Annotated in this window: 3 protein-coding genes and 1 other RNA gene; 2 read left to right on the forward strand and 2 right to left on the reverse strand. The window is 30.9% G+C overall.

The window, feature by feature from the left end:
- Nucleotides 1–113 precede the first annotated feature (113 nt).
- Nucleotides 114–572, reverse strand: a complete 459-nt coding sequence (locus QZ824_RS11325; protein ID WP_291276126.1) for an RNA methyltransferase — start codon at nt 570–572, stop codon at nt 114–116.
- Between the two features lie 185 nt (nt 573–757).
- Between QZ824_RS11325 and QZ824_RS11330 the strand changes: the two genes are divergently transcribed.
- On the forward strand, nt 758–1231 hold the full coding sequence (locus QZ824_RS11330) for a DUF1572 family protein (RefSeq protein ID WP_291276124.1): 474 nt from the start codon (nt 758–760) through the stop codon (nt 1229–1231).
- A 180-nt stretch (nt 1232–1411) separates the two neighbouring features.
- On the opposite strand, the gene ssrA is transcribed toward QZ824_RS11330, so the two are convergent.
- Nucleotides 1412–1810, reverse strand: a transfer-messenger RNA (tmRNA) gene (gene ssrA / locus QZ824_RS11335).
- Between ssrA and QZ824_RS11340 the strand changes: the two genes are divergently transcribed.
- Nucleotides 1766–2428, forward strand: a complete 663-nt coding sequence (locus QZ824_RS11340; protein WP_291276125.1) for an acyl carrier protein phosphodiesterase — start codon at nt 1766–1768, stop codon at nt 2426–2428. The two genes, ssrA and QZ824_RS11340, sit on opposite strands and share 45 nt — an antisense overlap.
- Nucleotides 2429–2451 lie beyond the last annotated feature (23 nt).

The following is a 2451-nucleotide window of genomic DNA, read 5'->3' on the forward strand; positions in this document are numbered from 1 at the left end:
GTAAAATATAATTTTTAACTGCTACATTTATTATGACTTTTTTATATGTCTACAAAAGACAAGAAGAATAAGGAAGATAAAAATTAATAAAAAGAAAATTTATTATTGACAAATTATGATCTAGGTTTATGAATACCTCTGTCATATAAAACAATGCTACCTGCCACAGCAACATTAACACTTTTCTCAGATTTGAATTTAACCAAGTAATGGCATCTTTCCATGGCTATTTTGGATAAACCATGATCTTCAGCACCAAGTAAATATACACATCGCCTAGGATGATGAAATGTTTCTAAATCTTCAGCACGGTCGTTAAGTTCAACACCCACCAAACGAGCTCCTTTAGGCAAATGAGTAAAAAATTCTTCAAAAGTTTCATAATGGTAATAAGGCATGGATTTGACCGCATTATGAGTATCGCATCCTTGTTTGGCATAGCGATTGCCGATGGTGAAAATAAAACTAGCTCCCATGTTTTGTGCAGTACGCCAAAGCACACCTAAGTTTTCAGGCGTTTTACCATTTTGTATGCCAATACCGAAATATTCATTAATAAAATTATCATTCATAGTAGCAAAGGTATAAAAAGGAAACTGATAAGACAATTTACCTTTTGACCCCATTTACTTGTTTAGTATTATAATAATTCTAATTGTTTACATTTTTCAATAATTTTGTTATTTTTGTTTAGACTATAATGCTTTATTTAAAGCCTTACTTTAGTTAAAACTTTAACCTAATAGTTATAAAAAAAATGAATAACCAAACAATACTTGCAAATAGATTTCGTGAAGTAATTTTAAATGGTACTTGGATAGCAAACACAAATTTCAGAAATGAATTAGAAGATTTGGATTGGGAAATTGCCACTGCAAAATTTCAGGATTTTAACACAATAGCCAATCTTTCACAACATATTCATTACTATATTAAAGGAATAAAAAATGTATTTCTTGGAGGTAAATTGGAAATTAGAGATAAATATAGTTTTGATTTCCATGAAATTAAATCACAAGATGAATGGAAAATATTTCTAAACAAATTTTGGGATGACTCAAAAGAGTTTGCCGAGTTGATTGAGCAAATGCCTGAAGAAAGACTAAATGATAAATTCGTTGATGAAAAATACGGAACATATTCAAGAAATATTGAAGCAATGATTGAACACAGCTATTATCATTTAGGTCAATTGGTATTGATAAAAAAATGGCTTAAAAAACAGTCCTAAAAACTTTAGTAGTTATGTCACTTCTCTCTAAAAATTCGGTTACCCTCATTTTTCTTTTTCCGGGTAACCTATTTTAACACCAATAGGTTTAGATTTAATAGATAATTTAAATTGTGCTATAAACAAAAAAGCCTGTAAATCAAATGATTTACAGGCTTTTAGTCTGTTTTGAATTTATTTTAGTGGAGTCGGAGGGATTCGAACCCTCGTCCAAACAAGCCATCAAAGAGCTTTCTACATGTTTAGTTTTGGATTGAATTTTCGATTAAAAGCTTGGCCCAAAACCGCCACTTTTAACTTAGCTTTATTAGTGTCAGAAAGGATTTAAAGCTTTACCATTCCTAGGTTTACTTTTACGGTTCCCCTAATCCAAACGCCATAAACCAAGGCTTTTGAGGAGAATCTAGCTTCTCGTCCTTGACGAGACTAGGCGTATCCTACTATAATTCAGATTATGCAGCTAAAGCGTAATTATTTTCGCCGTTTATAAGTTCGTATTCTTGATATTTACGAGCCAAAAATACAATGCTCGACATGCTTACTAATCAATGCCACTCGCTGTCAAAACCAGTCGACCCCAATTATCAATACTTTATTTTTAAGTTGTTAAACAACCTAAACTTTATTACCAAAATCTGTACCAAAGATACAACTTTTAAAAAATTTCAAAGACTTGATTATGTTATTTGTTTTTTAACTTTTCCTCTTGAAAAAGCCTTTATAAATTTATCGGATGATGTTGTTGTTAATCTAATTACGGTAGCACTTACTCGCGCAAAAAAGAAGGTAATTTTTTATGTACCTAAATATGAAGATAAATATTCACGAGTTTTGAAGTTATTCAACGCATGTCCTAAACCTACAGTACGAATCAACGAACATAAAGGTTTGAACGATTTTACATATCAGAATTATCTTGATATGGAAACGTGTGTAACAACTTTAATAAAACAATCTATGATAAAATATGATTGGCTAAAAAATTATAGCGAGTTTTGGGGCATAGAACGAGCTTTGACTGGCGTTGCTCAGCGAACAGCATATAAGTCTAATATGGAAAAAGCGGTAAATGATCTAAAAGAACATTATGATTTTTTTGATGAAAACTTCAAGTTATTTTTCCCGCAGATGATTAAGGAATGTACAAATTTCTTAAACGGTAAGGATTACACACATAACTTTATAATTGTCAGATAGAAGATGTCAGAGATACTTAAATC

The organism is Flavobacterium sp. (genome assembly GCF_021151785.1).
Classification (GTDB): Bacteria; Bacteroidota; Bacteroidia; order Flavobacteriales; family Flavobacteriaceae; genus Flavobacterium.

Coding starts and splice junctions, on each gene's coding strand:
- QZ824_RS11325 (WP_291276126.1), bottom strand. CDS start 572: ATGAATGATAATTTTATTAATGAATATTTCGGTATTGGCATACAAAAT.
- QZ824_RS11330 (WP_291276124.1), top strand. CDS start 758: ATGAATAACCAAACAATACTTGCAAATAGATTTCGTGAAGTAATTTTA.
- QZ824_RS11340 (WP_291276125.1), top strand. CDS start 1,766: ATGCTTACTAATCAATGCCACTCGCTGTCAAAACCAGTCGACCCCAAT.